Genomic DNA, 14,352 nt, shown 5'->3' on the forward strand with positions numbered 1-14,352 from the left:
TCAGCCCTGCTGAAGCGACTTGGTGATGGCGGAGTTGCCTTCGCTGAGCGCCTTGTCCGCGTCGCCGAACAGCGCACCCCGGACGGTTTTGAGCCACGGGCTCTGCGCGTCGTTGAACGAGGCGTTGAAGTTCTGCGCGTACGGCGTCCTGCCCTTCGCCACCAGGCTGTTGATCGTCACGAGCCGCGGGTCGAGCGAGGAGTACCTGTTGGACGCCAGGTCCGTGCGGGTGGGTACGCCCTTGTTCTTCGCGACGACCTCGACCTGCGCCTCGTCCGACATCGTCCAGGCCAGGAAGTCCCACGCCTGCGCGGCTTTCCCGCTCGTGGCGCCGATACCGATCGTGTCGCCTCCGACGAACGTCGACTCACCACCGGTGAGCCCCGTGATCGGTGCGACGCCGACCTTCACGCCCTTGGCCTCCATCGCCCCGAGCCAGACGGACGGACCGGGGGCGATGCCGACCTTCCCGCCCTGCAGCGCGCCCAGCCAGGTCGGACCCGCCTCGTCCTTCGAGGCCGGTGCCGCCACCCCGTCCTCGTACAGCGAGCGGTAGAGCGCGAACACCTCGGCCATCTCGGTCGAGTCGACCTTCGCGTGCCTGCCGTCCGCGTCGAGGACCTCGCCGCCGGCCGCCCACACCGACGGCCACAGGGTGAACTCGACGCAGCCGCCGCAGTTGCCACCGAAGTACGTGCCGCTGACCTCGCCGCCGAGTTGGTCGATCTTGCGCGCGTGGTCGGCGAACTCCCGCAGCGTGGCAGGCGGCTTCTCCGGGTCGAGGCCCGCCTTCGCGTACAGGTCCTTGTCGTAGAGCATCACCGACATGTCGATGGTGTGCGGCACCGCGAAGTTGCGTCCGTCCCAGGTGGCCGCCTTCACGTGCGAGGGCGCCACGCTGTCCTTGGCGGGGAAGGCCGCGAACCGTTCCGTCACGTCGGCCCACAGGCCCTGGGAGGCGTACTGGGCGGCGAACACCACGTCGGCGGCGAACAGGTCCGGCAGGGCTTTCGCGCCCGCGGCGGAGGCGAGCTTCGCCGGGTACTCCTCGTTCGGGTACGCGGTCACCTCGACCTTGTTGCGGTGCGTCGCGTTGTAGGCGTCGGCCATGGCCTTCGACACCGACTCGGTCGCGGCGCGGGTCCACAGGGTCAGGGTCGCCCCGTCGTCGGCGCTCGCGGCGGTGGAGTCCGTCGCGGTGCCGTTGCCGCAGGCCGTCACGGCAAGCAGGCCTGCCGTCACGACGGCGGCCAGTCGAAGACCTCTCAGGTTCACCGGGTGTCTCCTCTTGCGTTGGCGGATGGGTCAGGTGGCCGGCAGCCACACGCGCATGGTCGACGGACCTCTGCGGGCCCAGCGGTGGTAAGGCACGAGGTGCAGCAACGCCGTGTCGGTGCTCAACGCCGGTTCGCCCGCCCCGTACGGCCACGGTGACTCGGCGGGGACGCCGAACCGCGCGCGCACCGCGACCTCCCCGCCTGCGTCGGCGGGCTGGGCGGTGACCTCGACCTGCAGGGCGTCGAGGTCACCGCTCTCGCCGCCGACCGACTCCGCGCAGAACACGATCGGCCCCCGTTCGACGGCGACGCAGCCCCGCACCGCGTCGATGCGCGGGTCGGGACGGGTGAAGCGGGGCCGCATCGGCAGTTCGAGGCGGATCTCCTCCCCCACCGTGAAGTCGCGGCGCACCACCAGGTCGCCGACCGGGACGGTGCGTCGTCCGTCCACTGTCACGAGCACCGCGCCGTCTGCCCATTGCGGCACCCGCAGGGTCAACGGCCACGACCCGCCGTCGGTCCGGGTGATCCGCACGGTCACGGCGCCGTTGTCGGGGTAGTCCGTGCGCATCGTCAGCGCCACCCGGCGGCCGTCCGCGAGGGCCGTGTCGATCTCGGCGTCGGCGTACTGGTGCACGCGCAGGCCGTCGTCGTCGGCGGTGACCAGGTAGGTCGACAGGCTCGCCAGGAGGCGGGCGATGTTGGGCAGGCAGCAGGACACCTCGAACCACGGGGCCCTGGGGCCACCGCCGAACCCGAGCTGCTCCTCGTCGCCGGGCAGCGTCGCGGTGGGGACGCGCTGGTGCAACGTGTTGGCGTAGAAGAAAGAGCGGCCGTCGTCGCCGATGGCCGTGGCGACGACGTTGTAGAGGACGCGCTCGACGAAGTCGCCGTAGCGTCCCTCGCCGGTCGCCAGCAGGAGTCGCCAGGCGAGCATGACCGCGGCCACCCCGGCGCAGGTCTCGGAGTAGGCGCGGTCGGCGGGCAGGACGAAGTCGTCGCCGAACGCCTCGTCCTCGTGCCGCGACCCCATCCCGCCGGTCAGGTAGGTGCGCCGGGCGAGGGTGCGGTCGAACTGCTCGGCGACGGCGGCCAGCAGTTCGTCGTCGCCGTTCTCGACCGCGACGTCGACGGCACCGCACGCCAGGTACAGCGACCGCACCGAGTGTCCACGAAGGACGGTCGCGGTCAGCACGGGGACGTCGTCGTTGGCGTAGGCCCAGCCGAAGTGGTGTGGTGGCAGGGTCCGGTGACCGCGCCGTTCGAGGAAGAGCGCGGCCTGGTCGAGGTAGCGCTGCTCACCGGTCAGCCGCGCCAGTTCCACCAGCGCGACCTCGATCTCCGGGTGCCCGCACAGCCCCCACACCCCGTCCGGCCCGAACGTCCGGCACACGTGGTCGGCGGCGCGACGGGCGACGTCGAGCAACGGAGCCGCGACGCCGGTCCTCGCCGCGGCCACGGCCGCCTGGAGCAGGTGGCCGGTGCAGTACAGCTCGTGCCCCGACGCCAGGTCGCTGTAGCGGGGCCGCTGGCCTTCGCGGCCGAACGCCGTGTGGAGGTAGCCGTCCGGCGACTGCGCCGAAGCGATGGCGGCGGTCAGCTCCTCGATGCCGGAGACCATGTCGCGATCGCCGGTGCGGGCGACCTCCCAGGCCATGGCCTCGACCAGCTTGTAGACCTCGGAGTCGGAGAACTCCCGCCCCCGCCGGTCGGGTGATCCGAGACCACCGGTGGTGAAGTGGCCGATCCACCCGAGCCGGTCCATCCACGACCGGGCGTGGCGCAGGGTGGCGTCGCCGTTGACCTGCTGGCGCGCGGCCCAGAAACCTCCGGTGATCCGCACCTCGCCGAGCCCCAGCGGGCGCAGAGCCCCGCGGGACGGCACGACCGGGCGACCACCGACGAGATCGGCATTCCGCGACGTCACAGTCATCCGGGTCCTCCTGCCGCCTCGAACTGGGAACGTTCCCAACCGTCGTGCTGCAGCCACGATGGCGACCGAAATCGTTTTCGGCAATCTGCCATTCGTGTTACGGGAATGTCACCCGCCGCGCTCTCTACACAGGCTGTGAGGTGTGACTACAGTCGAATCAGCAGTCGAAATCGTTCGAAAGGCTTTCGGTGACCAAGAGACGATCCGACGTGGTGACCCTCGGCGACGTGGCCAAGCTGGCGGGCGTCTCGATCTCCACCGCCTCCAAGGCGCTCAACGCGCGCGCCGAGGTCGCCCCGGCCACCCGCGAACGCGTGCTGCGCTCGGCGGCCGAACTCTCGTTCCAGCCCAACGCGCTCGCCAGGGGGCTGATCTCCGGGCGCACCCGCACCATCGGGCTGCTCACCGACGAGCTCGCCGGACGGTTCTCCATCCCGATCCTGCTCGGTGCGGAGAACGCGCTGGCGAACGAGCAGATGTCGGTGCTGCTCTGCGACGCCCGCGGCGACGCCATCCGCCGCCAGCACTACATCCGCACCCTGCTCGCCCGTCAGGTCGACGGGTTCATCATCCTGGGCGACAGCAACGACATCCGCCCCTCGCTCACCCGTGACATCCCGGTACCGGTCGTCTACGTCTACTGCGAATCCACCGACCCCGGCGACTTCTCCGTGCTGGCCGATGACGAGGGCGGCGCACGACTGGCCGCCGCGCACCTGGTGTCGTTGCGGCGCAAGCACATCGCCCACATCACGGGACCCGAGTCCTACCGGGCCGCGCGCGATCGGGTCACCGGCCTGACCGACGTGCTGACCGAACACGGCCTCACCCTCGCGGGCGGCGCACCGCTGTACGGCGAGTGGTCCCAGCGCTGGGGCAGACAGGCCGCCCGGATGCTCCTGGCCGGCAGCCCGGAGGTCGACGCGATCTTCTGCGGGAACGACCAGATCGCGACCGGCGTGGCCGACACGCTCACCGACCTGGGCCGGACCATCCCCGACGACGTCGCCGTCGTCGGCTACGACAACTGGGAGATCTTCGCCGCGGACTGCAGGCTCCCACTGACCACTGTGGACCTCAACCTGGAGCAGCTGGGCACGACGGCGGCCACCCACCTGTTTGCCGCGCTGGACGGGCAGACCCGCTCCGGTGTGATCCGCCAGCCGTGCAGGCTGGTCGTCCGCGAGTCCACCGCACCGCTCCCCTCCCGGTGAGCCGGCCAACGCCTGCTCTTCCGGGACCGGCTGTCGCACAGGGCGTGACGTCCCTGCCGGGCCGGGACCGATGTCTGCGTCCGCCCCGACGGTCACCGCGAACGCTCGGGGTATGACGCACGAGAGAGGTCACGATCATGTCTGCTGTGAGGCTGTCGAGCGCGCGAGCAGCAACGACGTCCGGCTCCATCAGGAGTCCGAACAACGTCATCGATGGCTGACCGCCTCGGCCGCGATGACCCGGCAGCTGTTCGCCCAGCAGGACGGCCATCCGCTCGACATGGTGCTGTCGGCGGCACAGCAGGCCGCGGACGCCGACGTCGCGGTCCTGGCCTTGCTCACCGCACCGGCAGATCACGGTCCGCGGTAGCCGAGCCAGTCGAGGTTGATCGAACCGGTGTCGTTCTGGCCGTAGGACAGCGTCACCACCGGGTCGCGGCCGTTCAGCGGGACGTCGTCGAAGGTGACCGTGCCCCAGGCGTCCCAGCTGCCGGAGACCTTCGGGAAGCCCACCTGACGCACGGCGCGTCCGTCCACCGACAGCGTCATCGTGCGGGCGTCGCTGTTGGCGTTCGCGTACCGCACGGTGATCGCGCCGGAGCCCTGTGCAGCCGACGTGCGGTGCAGCGTGAACGACGACGCGGCGCCCTGCGCCCAGAGGCCGTCGATGAACGCCCTGCCGGAATAGCCCGTGTGGTTGACGTTCGTCTTGACGCCACCGGTGTTGTGCGCGTCCTCGGCCTCCAGGTGAGCAGGTGCCGGGCAGCCGGAGACGGTGCCCGCGGTGTCGGCGCAGCGGTCCCCCGCGTCGGGCACGCCGTCGCCGTCCCGGTCACCGCCGGCAGCTCCGGTCAGGGTGATCTCGACGGTGTGCGCACCCTTGAGCGTGGCAGGGATTTCTGCGCGTGACGGCCGGCCGTCGACCGTGACCGAGCGGATCGTCGTGCCCGCGCCGCGCAGCGTGATCGTCAGGTCGGCGTCGCGGTAGCGCAGGTCGCGAAGGGTGACATCACCCCAGCCCGCGGGCAGGGTCGGCGCGAAGGCCAGACCCGCGCTGGTGTACCTCAGGCCGAACAGTCCACTGTGGACCATGTCGAGGAACGCCGTGGCGGACCAGGTCTGGTCGGGTTCGGAGCCCCAGTGGAACTTCACCGTGTCGCCCAGCCGCTGGTAGCCGCCGTCGACGACGCCGGTGGTGCCGTTGTAGATCTCCCAGAACCCGCTGTTGTCGTTCGCGAGCTTCGCCAGCCTCGCGGTCTCCGCGGCGACACCGCTCTGATCGCCCTGCAGCGCCTGGGCCTTGGCCCACAGGCCCTGCACGAGCGGCCAGACGATCGCGTTGTGCCGGCCGGGCCGCGCCTCGGAGTAGCGGTCCCAGTGCGGGTAGGTGTCGGGCATGCCCCAGGTCATCACGCGGGCCTTCGCGAGGATCGACCGCGCCTGAGCCTGGTTCGCGACGCCGAAGAGGATCGCGAACGCGAGCCCGGTGCCCTCCTGGTGGGCGCCGGGTGTCCCGTCCGCGAGCAGCTGGTAGTTGTACAGGCCCGTCGCCGGGTTCCAGAAGTGCCGGTTGATCGCGGCCTTGAGCGCGGCGGCCTTCGCGCGGTGACCGGCGGCCTCCTGCGGTTGCCCCAGCCGCTCCGCCATGTTCGCCGCGTTGACGTAGGCGGCGTAGTAGACCTCGTTGGTGCTCAGGTACATCCCGCTCGCGACGCCCGGCCACGGCATGCTGCCGGTGCTGACCGACTCGGTCGCGTCGGCAGGTGGCGCGGGATAGCCGGCGATGCCGTCGTTGAAGAACGACGCGCCGGTGAACAGCCCGTAGGTGGGGTTGAAGCCGGCCGTACCGGCGCGTTCGCGGATGGTCAGGGTGTTCCTGGCGGCACGGTAGGCGTTGCCGAGGAACTCCTGGTCTCCGGTGACGAGGTAGTGGTGCCACGCGGCGGTGAGCCAGATGACCTGGTCCCACTGCTGGTCGTCCTGCTGCACCCGCAGGGCGCCGGCGGAGTCCTTGTCGACAACGGCCCAGAGCGTGTTCCTCGCCAGGGCCGGCGACAGCAGGCTGGCCGCGTTCCAGCTGTTGATCGACGCGTCGCGCGTCCACGGCTGGGCGTATCCACCACCGGCGCGAACCATGCCGGTGGCCGGGTCCATCAGACCGCTCTTGTTGTAGTGCGCGTCGTAGCCCACCGTGTTGACGCGCAGCAGATTGTCCAGCGCGGCAACGTAAGCGGCGCCGTACAGCGCTTGGCTGTGCTGGTTCGTGAAGGTCAGGGACGGCGGGGTGGCCGCGGTTGCCGGTGAGGCACCGGTGACCACGCCGCACACCGTCATCAAGGCCACGAGGACACGAGCGATCCGCCGCCGGAGACTCATTCCGTGCACCCTTCCCGGCAGCCGGACCTGACCGGCGCCGGACTGCAGTGCACCATGGAAACGCTCCCACGGAACACGTCCGCCGAAGATCCTGTCCGCTTTTCGCACGAGCCCGACTCGATCGCGCCAGTGCCGCATCCGGCTGATCGGCCCCGTGCCCGCAGCGTTCGGAGCATTCGGCTGCTGACCGGTGTCGCGGCTGCGCACCGACCCCGCAAGGCCCGGACTCGAGACCTGACCGAGCCGCGTGCGCACGTCCAGCCGCAACGACCAGGCAACGCCGTTGACCCGACCACCGCTCATCGGGCGGAACGCCGGTGCCGAAGGCGTCTGTCAGGTGCGAGAGTCGACCGGCCGTTGCCGCTGGAGCGGCGCATCCCGTCCGAAGAGATCAGCAGGTGACGTTGACGGTCGCGGCCGCCTGGAACGACACGTGCACGTGGTCCATGTGGTTGGCCGTGGGGCTGCCACGGTCCTCCATCGGCGAGAAGCCGCTGCCGTCGTTGTAGCGCTGGCGCCAGATCACGTAGGTCACGCCGAACGCCTTGCGGTTGGCCAGCACGTAGTCGGCCAGGGCGTTGCCGGTGGCGGTGTCGACCATGAAGTCCAGCGCCAGACCCTGGGGATGCTCGCCGGAGCCGCCGCGGCCGGCGGCGCCGCCGATGTCCGTGACACCGAACTTGCCCGCGATGTGGTGGCCCACCTGCGCCACGTGCGGCTTGACGCCGTCCAGGGTGGTCGGACAGGGCGGGGGCGGCGGAGGCGGGGCCTCGGGGGTCGTCGTGGTCACCGGGGGCGGCGTGGTGGTCACCGGGGGTTCCGAGGACGACGGCGCGGTAGAGGTCGTGGCAGGCCGCAGGTCCTGGCTGACGGACGTCTGCGGGGCAGCCAGAAGGGCGGCGGCTCCAGTTGGATCGACCGGCTGGTCGGAACCCCGGACGACCCAGAAGGTCACGCCCAGGCCCACGGTGAGGGTGACGGCGACCGCGATGGGCAGTTTCCGGCTGGCTGTCTGCTGCGTTCTATGTCGGCCCGACATTCGGGAACACCTTGCGTTGGGGACGGGGCATGCTCACACAGCGCGCCACATTACGAAATGAACACGACAACATCACAGGCAAGTGTTCATGGTCACATCTCTGCTGGTGAGCGCCCCGCTACAGAAAGCGACATCCCCTGTTCAGTCGTTTACCGGCTGGACGGCGGCCACGAAGATCCGGGCGAGTTTCCCGGTCTGCCACTGCAGGCCGAGTCGATGCTGGGCGAGATCGTAGTTGACGGTGACCTCACCGGAGGCGCGATTCTCCCAGCTGTTGTGCACGAGGGCGCCGTGCGCGCGCAGGTAGGCGTCGACTGGTTCGCGTTGCCCGCCGAGGTCGAGCCCGGAGATCACGCGGTCGGCGCTCGGGCACAGCGCGACGTCGACGGTGACCTTCTTCACCAGGCCGTCGAGGAGCGCGATGTCGACGCCGTCGGGACCTGGGACCGCGGGGCCCAGCGCACTCTGCCGGACGGTCGCGCCGGGGAAGAGCCCACGCAGTTCCTCGCAGGGCGCAGATCTCTCGGACGTGCCCAGAGCGGCGTACATCGTGGCGATGGTGCCGGTCAGCGACGTGCCGGGGACAGCGGGCAGGTCGGCGGGAAGCACTTCGTTCTTCCGGGGTGCCGGTCGCGGGTCCTGACCGCCGAAGCCTGCTACCCGGTCCCAGATCCAGTCGGCCACGGACGCGGCCACGGGCTCGTCGGGGTGTCCCGGGCGGCGCTTGACCAGTTCCCCGAACGCGACGACGACCAGGTACGCCCCGGCGTCGTCGGTCATCACCTGTTCCCAGACCTCGTTCTCGGGCCAGTCCGGGTGCGCTCGCGGGTCGGCCTCGATCTCGGTGCTCAGGGCGATGATCTCGGCTGCCGACATCAGGCGGAACGGCTCGGCGAGCCCCCAGACGCCACCGGAACCGGGCTGCTGGCCGTCGTGCCAGGCCACCAGGTCCTCCGCGGCCATGGAGCCGAGCGCGTCCCTCAGAGACTCGTCGGAGATCGAGGTACCCGGTCGCAGGGTGGCGCGCAGGCCGGCGGGCATCACGTCGTCCAGCGCCGCCAGCGCGGACGCCAGGTCGGTGCCGAGCATCTGGTCGCGGAGCTGCCGCCACCCCATCTCGATCACCCCGGCGTTGCGGATGTCCTCCAGCGATATGTTCTGGGCGTGGGCGTTCTCCACGATCTGCCGCAACGTGCGGGCGGTCCCCACCAGGTTGTGCAGCATGTCTTCGGTCGGGTTCTCGCGCAGCAGCCGCAGACCGAGTTGTTCGGCATCGGCGAACCGGTACTGCACGAGGTAGGCCCAGCCGAGCATCAGAGCGACCCAGGAGTTCGCCGCGTCGGCCCGGACGGCCTCCTCGGCCGTGACGGCGAAGCGGCCGGGTGGTGCGAAGGTCCCCAGCAGGTACGCCGCGCGTTTCCCCAGCGCGCCGGGGAGTCCGTCCGGCGCCGTCCGGGAGCACAGTGCCACCGCGTCGTCGAGCTGGCGCCACCCGTCCTCGTGGTCCCCGCAGAGTGCCTGGGCGAAGCCGAGCTCCATCCAGTCGTCCCACTCCTCGTGGTCCTCGCTCACCACCGTGCGCGCCCACCGCAGGGCCTCGGCATGATCGTGCTCGGCCAGCGCCAGGTGCCGGAGGGCACGAGCCGCGTTGACGAACTGGCCGTCGCGGCGACCGGCCACCTGGAGGTAGAGGCGCCGCGCCTCGCCGGCATCGCCGCACACCTCACGGCGATTGCCGAGCAACAGCGCCGCGCTGCTCCTCTCCGGCTGGGACGCGAGGACCTGTGAGGCCAGCTCGGCGATCCTGGGATGCGCCGGCTGTACCGCGAAGAGCTCCCAGGCCAGGTCCAGGTTTCGTTCGACGGCGTCGTCGCCGCCGGAGGCCGTGCGGCCGAAGTCCCTCATCGCATGCCTCGCCTGACCCGGTACGCCCGGAGTTGGTCGAAGGTGCCGTCGTCGACGCCGTACTCGAGCACCGGCGCCACCTGGTCGAACCACGACGTCGTGGACGGAGTGATGCCGCCGACCGCGGCCAGCATCGCGCCGGTGGTGACCGGCACCAGCTCACCCCTGCTCATCGACTCGACCATCGCCTGCTGCAGGACGGTGGTCGTCAGGTGGCTGAGGTCGGCACCGGAGAACCCTTCGGTCGCCGCCGAGACGGCGGCGACGTCGACATCGCCGGCCGGCTTGCCCTCCAGCGCGCCCCGGACGATCGACGCCCTGGCGGCCGCGTCCGGTGGCAGCACCAGCACCGTCCTGTCGATCCGGCCCGGTCGGCGCAGCGCGGGGTCGATGTCCCACGGCCGGTTCGTCGCGGCCAGGAAGTAGACCCCGTCGTTGGCGCTCGCCACGCCGTCGAGCTCCTCCAGCAACTGGGTGACGAGCATCCGCATCGACTGCGACCCGCCGCCGCCGGAGGTGCGCCGGCCGCCGAGGGCGTCGAACTCGTCGAAGAAGATCACGCACGGCGCCGCCGCGCGGGCGTTGCGGAACACGCTCTGGATCGCCTTCTCGCTCTCCCCGATCCACTTGCTGAGCAGGTCCGCGAGGGTCACGTGGATGAAGGACGCCCCGAGATCACCCGCGATCGCCCTGGCGATGAACGTCTTGCCGCATCCGGGTGGGCCGTACATCAACAGCGACCCGCCCGGCTTCTGCCCGAACGCCGCCGCCAGCTCGGGATTGCGCAGCGGCGCCAGGAACGTGGTGTCCAGGTGCCGTTTGACCTCGGCGAGCCCCGCGACGTCGGCCAGCGTCACCGCCGGGCGTTCGTTGTCCCACAACGACGTCTGACCGTCGCTGCCGTCCCGACGGTCCTCATCGGACGGGGACGGGACCGGCGTCCGCCCGCCTCCCCCGGTCGGTGCCGCAGGCGGCGGGTTCGACGCTCGCAGCCGCGCTGCCATCAGCCGGGCGCGCAGCAGCCGGACCCGTGCCGGATCACCGCCGATGGCCTCGAACTTCTTCAGTTCGGTGGCCGCGCGTCCCAGGTCCTGCTCCAGCAGCAGCGTGACGAAGTCCTCACGCAGCGCCAGATTCCCGGGGTCGGCGTCCACCTCGCGCGCGATCACCTCGACGAAGCCGTCGCCGCAGTCGGCACCGTTCACCGCCCGGCCCCCTCGATCCAGCCCTTGAGCAGACCCAGGTTCGCCAGCGGGATGTAGTGACCGAGCCGTGGATGGTCCAGCGTCACGCCGAAGACGCCGGCCTGGCCGAACGAGGCGACGTAGTCGATCGCGACCGGCATCGGCACGCCGAAAGTCGGCACCACGCTCCCCTGCGAGTCGGCCAGCCCGAGGGCGTGGCCGGCTTCGTTCGCCCGTGCGGCGCTGCTGTAGAGGCAGATCATCGACCCCTGCTCCGCGGCCACGGCATAGGGACGGGGCTGGTCGGCCGAGCCCCGCGCGAGGAAGAACCAGTGCTCCAGAGCGGTCGCCTGGCGCCAGAGCGCGATCTGCGCCGTCATGTCTCCCGCGGGCGCTGCCCTGACCGCCTCGTCGAGGCGGTCCAGCTCGGCGACCGTCGCGGGGTCGTTGTCTCTGATCACTCGGTTCTCTCTCGTCCGCTCCGGTTTCCAGACCAGAGAGAACCATGCCGTCGATCACGGCGAAACACCCGGTCAGGCATGTGCTCGGACCTAGGATGCGGAGCATGACGCGATATGTCGACGAGGACCTGCGCGGTGCGGAGTTCCGAGAGTGCGATCTGACCGGGGCGCGCCTGATCGGCGTCGTCCTGCAGGACGCCGTGATCGACGGGCTCGTCACCAACCTCGTGGTGAACGGTGTCGAGGTCACCGGGTACGTCGAGGCGGAGCTGGACCGGCGCCATCCGGTGCGGGTGCTGGTCCGCTCCGAGGACCCCGCCGATCTGCGCGAGGCAGCGCGGCAGCTCCACGCCGGCTGGGCCGCCACGATCGAGCGGATCCGCCGTGCGCCCGGCATCGAGCGCCGCAGCGTGCACGACGAGTGGTCGGCGGTGCAGACGATGCGCCATCTCGCCTTCGTCCACGACTCGTGGTTCCGCCGCTGCTGTCTGGGCTCGACGGCGCGGTTCACGCCGATGGGCATCGGGCCGGACGTCGAGCCCTACCGCGAAGCGCACGGGCTCGACCTCTCGCTCGATCCGGCCCTCGACGAGATCGTGAACGTGCGTGCCGTCCAGGCCGCCGAGCTCGAGGCCTGGCTCGACGACGTCACCGCCGAGCAGCTCGCAGCGCAGGCGCCGGTGCCCGACGACGACGTCTGGCCGCCGTACGCGCGCGGCCGCACGGTGCGGCAGTGCCTCCGCACGGTGCTCAACGAGACCTTCGAGCACCACGGTTTCTGCGTCCGCGACCTCGACCTGATCGAGGCACAGGACTCCAGGTAGGGCCGTTCACCGCTACCAGGTCACCGGCAGCGAGTGGACTCCGTAGAGCAGCATGTCCGTGCGCAGTGGCACTTCTTCCGGTTCGACGTCCAGCCGGAGGCCGGGGAACTCCTGGAACAGTCTGGTGAAGCCCATGCGCATCTCGATCCGGGCGAGTTGATGGCCCAGGCACTGGTGGATGCCGTGACCGAACGCCAGGTGGTGGTGCGGGCCCTGGCGGCGCAAGTCCAGTTCGTCGGGGTTGCCGGGGAACTTCCTCGGGTCGCGGTTGGCCGTGGGCAGGTGTGCCAGCACGGTGTCGCCGGCCTTGATCAGGTGTCCGCCGATCTCCACGTCCTCGAGCGCGGTGCGCAACGGTCCGAAGTGAGGAACCGAGAGGTAGCGCATGAGCTCCTCGACGGCGTTGTCGGCGATCTCCGGTTCCTCCATGAGGATCTTGCGCTGGTCAGGGTGCTGCAGGAGTGCGAACGTGCCCAGCGCCAGCATGTTCGCCGAGGTCTCGTGGCCCGCCAGGAGGAGCAGCAACGCCATGTTCGACGCTTCCTCGTCGGTCGGCTCTCCGGAGACCAGCAGGCCGCTGAGCATGTCGTCGCCGGGGTTCTCCTTCTTCCTGACGACCAGTTCGTCGAGGAAGCCCCGGATCCGGTTCAGGGACGCCATCAGCTCCTCGGGGGTGGTGTCCTGGCTCGCCAGCCTCTCGGTGTCCTCCTGGAACCTGTGCCGCTCGTCGTAGTCGATGCCGATCAACGCGCAGATCACCAGTGACGGGATGGGGAGGGTGAACTCCTTCACCAGGTCCGCCCGGTTGCCGAGGGAGCGCAGGTGCTTCAGCTGGTTGTCGACGATCGTGCTGATCCAGTCGGACAGCTGGTTCATCCGCCGCACGGTGAACTGGCCCTGGAGCATCTTGCGCAGCCGGGTGTGGTCCGGCGGGTCCTGGCTGACGAAGTTGCCGGGATCGTCGGAACCCTGGAACCGCGGGTCGAGCAGGTGGTGGTTCTCCCTGCTGCTGCTGAACCTGGGGCTGCCGAAGACCTCCCGCAGCTCGTGGTAGCCGGTGACGAGCCAGCCGACGTGTCCGTCGGCGAACCTCAGTCTGCTCATCGGCGCCCTGTCGCGGATCGCGGTGATCGCGGCGGGCGGGTCGAACGGGTTCTCGCGGTCCAGGGGCAGTCTGTCGAGGATCGGTTCGGTCATCTCACACTTCCGGTGCTCGGGGCGGCTGAGCCGGCGGGCAGGAGCCGGCCCCCGCGAAGGGAGCCGGACTCCGCACCTGCCACGCGATCTCGGTCAGTAGCGGTAGTGCTCGGGCTTGAACGGCCCGGCGACGTCCAGTTCCAGGTAGGCGGCCTGGTCCTTGGTGAGCTCGGTGAGTTCCCCGCCGAGTGCTTCGAGGTGGATGCGGGCGACCTTCTCGTCGAGCACCTTCGGGAGGCGGTAGACCTCGTTGTCGTACTCCTTGAACTTGGTGAACAGCTCGATCTGGGCGATCACCTGGTTGGAGAAGGAGTTCGACATCACGAACGACGGGTGACCCGTCGCGTTGCCCAGGTTCATCAGGCGGCCTTCGGACAGCACGATGATCGTGCGGCCCGACGGGAAGATCCACTCGTCGACCTGCGGCTTGATGTTGTTGCGGCGGATGCCTGGATAGCGCTGCAGGCCGGCCATGTCGAGCTCGTTGTCGAAGTGGCCGACGTTGCCCAGGATCGCCTGGTGCTTCATCTGCGCCATGTGCTCGACCGTCACCACGTCCTTGTTGCCGGTCGTGGTGATGATGATGTCCGCGATCGGCAGCACCGACTCCAGCTTCGCGACCTGGTAGCCGTCCATCGCCGCCTGCAACGCGCAGATCGGGTCGATCTCCGTCACGATCACACGCGCGCCCTGGCCGCGCAGCGACTCCGCGGAGCCCTTGCCGACGTCGCCGTAACCGCAGACCACGGCGACCTTGCCGCCGATCAGCACGTCGGTGCCGCGGTTGATGCCGTCGATCAGGGAGTGCCGGATGCCGTAGCGGTTGTCGAACTTCGACTTCGTCACGGCGTCGTTGACGTTGATCGCCGGGAAGAGCAGCTCACCGGCGGCGGCCAGCTGGTACAGGCGCATCACGCCCGTCGTGGTCTCCTCGGTCACGCC

Annotated in this window: 12 protein-coding genes; 3 read left to right on the forward strand and 9 right to left on the reverse strand. The window is 70.1% G+C overall.

Annotated elements, in window-relative coordinates; genetic code table 11:
• Entirely contained in the window at positions 1 to 1,275 is a 1,275-nt protein-coding gene (locus ACIRG5_RS24030) for an ABC transporter substrate-binding protein (protein ID WP_402908130.1), read from the reverse strand.
• A 30-nt stretch (positions 1,276 to 1,305) separates the two neighbouring features.
• A complete protein-coding gene (locus ACIRG5_RS24035; protein ID WP_402908132.1) occupies positions 1,306 to 3,210 on the reverse strand; it encodes a glycoside hydrolase family 127 protein in 1,905 nt (634 codons plus the stop codon).
• A 188-nt stretch (positions 3,211 to 3,398) separates the two neighbouring features.
• Between ACIRG5_RS24035 and ACIRG5_RS24040 the strand changes: the two genes are divergently transcribed.
• Complete coding sequence (locus tag ACIRG5_RS24040; protein WP_402908134.1) at positions 3,399 to 4,424, forward strand: LacI family DNA-binding transcriptional regulator; 1,026 nt, start codon at positions 3,399 to 3,401, stop codon at positions 4,422 to 4,424.
• Between the two features lie 112 nt (positions 4,425 to 4,536).
• Positions 4,537 to 4,794, forward strand: a complete 258-nt coding sequence (locus tag ACIRG5_RS24045; protein WP_402908136.1) for a hypothetical protein — start codon at positions 4,537 to 4,539, stop codon at positions 4,792 to 4,794.
• On the opposite strand, the gene ACIRG5_RS24050 is transcribed toward ACIRG5_RS24045, so the two are convergent.
• The 5 genes from ACIRG5_RS24050 to ACIRG5_RS24070 form a co-directional block, all read right to left on the reverse strand.
• On the reverse strand, positions 4,779 to 7,103 hold the full coding sequence (locus ACIRG5_RS24050; protein WP_402908138.1) for an MGH1-like glycoside hydrolase domain-containing protein: 2,325 nt from the start codon (positions 7,101 to 7,103) through the stop codon (positions 4,779 to 4,781). The genes ACIRG5_RS24045 and ACIRG5_RS24050 overlap by 16 nt on opposite strands.
• Positions 7,104 to 7,191: 88 nt before the next feature.
• Positions 7,192 to 7,839 carry a hypothetical protein gene (locus tag ACIRG5_RS24055; RefSeq protein WP_402908140.1) on the reverse strand — a complete coding sequence of 216 codons (648 nt, stop codon included), beginning with the start codon at positions 7,837 to 7,839 and terminating at the stop codon, positions 7,192 to 7,194.
• A gap of 141 nt (positions 7,840 to 7,980) precedes the next feature.
• Positions 7,981 to 9,744 carry a tetratricopeptide repeat protein gene (locus ACIRG5_RS24060; protein WP_402908142.1) on the reverse strand — a complete coding sequence of 588 codons (1,764 nt, stop codon included), beginning with the start codon at positions 9,742 to 9,744 and terminating at the stop codon, positions 7,981 to 7,983.
• Positions 9,741 to 10,949, reverse strand: a complete 1,209-nt coding sequence (locus ACIRG5_RS24065; RefSeq protein ID WP_402908144.1) for an ATP-binding protein — start codon at positions 10,947 to 10,949, stop codon at positions 9,741 to 9,743. Before ACIRG5_RS24065 ends, ACIRG5_RS24060 begins: the two co-directional genes overlap by 4 nt.
• On the reverse strand, positions 10,946 to 11,389 hold the full coding sequence (locus ACIRG5_RS24070) for a hypothetical protein (protein WP_402908146.1): 444 nt from the start codon (positions 11,387 to 11,389) through the stop codon (positions 10,946 to 10,948). Before ACIRG5_RS24070 ends, ACIRG5_RS24065 begins: the two co-directional genes overlap by 4 nt.
• A 104-nt stretch (positions 11,390 to 11,493) precedes the next feature.
• Between ACIRG5_RS24070 and ACIRG5_RS24075 the strand changes: the two genes are divergently transcribed.
• Positions 11,494 to 12,213: a DinB family protein gene (locus tag ACIRG5_RS24075; RefSeq protein WP_402908148.1), complete on the forward strand. Its 720-nt coding sequence runs from the start codon at positions 11,494 to 11,496 to the stop codon at positions 12,211 to 12,213.
• A gap of 12 nt (positions 12,214 to 12,225) precedes the next feature.
• Here the strand turns inward: ACIRG5_RS24075 and ACIRG5_RS24080 are convergent, their stop codons facing one another.
• Together ACIRG5_RS24080 and ACIRG5_RS24085 are read right to left on the reverse strand one after the other, a co-directional pair.
• On the reverse strand, positions 12,226 to 13,410 hold the full coding sequence (locus tag ACIRG5_RS24080) for a cytochrome P450 (protein WP_402908150.1): 1,185 nt from the start codon (positions 13,408 to 13,410) through the stop codon (positions 12,226 to 12,228).
• A gap of 93 nt (positions 13,411 to 13,503) precedes the next feature.
• On the reverse strand, positions 13,504 to 14,352 hold an 849-nt coding region (locus tag ACIRG5_RS24085; RefSeq protein WP_402908152.1), incomplete at its 5' end, for an adenosylhomocysteinase.

It is taken from the genome of Lentzea sp. NPDC102401 (genome assembly GCF_044765805.1).
Classification (GTDB): domain Bacteria; phylum Actinomycetota; class Actinomycetes; order Mycobacteriales; family Pseudonocardiaceae; genus Lentzea; species Lentzea sokolovensis.

Excerpts from the sequence above, each read along its gene's own strand:
- ACIRG5_RS24045 (WP_402908136.1), top strand. The coding sequence starts at position 4,537 with ATGACGCACGAGAGAGGTCACGATCATGTCTGCTGTGAGGCTGTCGAG.
- ACIRG5_RS24080 (WP_402908150.1), bottom strand. The coding sequence starts at position 13,410 with ATGACCGAACCGATCCTCGACAGACTGCCCCTGGACCGCGAGAACCCG.
- ACIRG5_RS24035 (WP_402908132.1), bottom strand. The coding sequence starts at position 3,210 with ATGACTGTGACGTCGCGGAATGCCGATCTCGTCGGTGGTCGCCCGGTC.
- ACIRG5_RS24050 (WP_402908138.1), bottom strand. The coding sequence starts at position 7,103 with ATGAGCGGTGGTCGGGTCAACGGCGTTGCCTGGTCGTTGCGGCTGGAC.
- ACIRG5_RS24055 (WP_402908140.1), bottom strand. The coding sequence starts at position 7,839 with ATGTCGGGCCGACATAGAACGCAGCAGACAGCCAGCCGGAAACTGCCC.
- ACIRG5_RS24075 (WP_402908148.1), top strand. The coding sequence starts at position 11,494 with ATGACGCGATATGTCGACGAGGACCTGCGCGGTGCGGAGTTCCGAGAG.
- ACIRG5_RS24060 (WP_402908142.1), bottom strand. The coding sequence starts at position 9,744 with ATGAGGGACTTCGGCCGCACGGCCTCCGGCGGCGACGACGCCGTCGAA.